Source organism: Planomonospora algeriensis, from assembly GCF_977012225.1.
The window spans coordinates 1-256 of sequence record NZ_CDRNDK010001169.1; the positions used below are offsets into that span (position 1 = coordinate 1).

Here is a 256-nt window from a genome sequence, read left to right on the forward strand (position 1 = left end):
GCCCGGCGGAGCACCTGCACCCCGATCGGCACGATCAGGCCGGTCTCCTCGGCCGCCGGGATGAACGCGTCCGGCGGCACGAGCCCCTCGGAGGTCCGCCAGCGCAGCAGCGCCTCCACCGCGTGGACGCCGCCGGTCTCGAGGTTCACGACCGGCTGGTAGTCGACGGAGAAGGCGTCCTGCTCGAGCGCCCGGCGCAGCCCCTCGGCGATGCGGGCCTGGTCGAGCCGCTCCACCCGCAGGCCCTGGTGGAACA

The 256-nt window shown here is 75.0% G+C and carries 1 protein-coding gene; it reads right to left on the reverse strand.

The genetic code is table 11. The features are described from left to right. The coding region (locus tag ACWJ6R_RS38280) for an EAL domain-containing protein (protein ID WP_449066840.1) at positions 1-256 on the reverse strand (256 nt) is incomplete at both ends.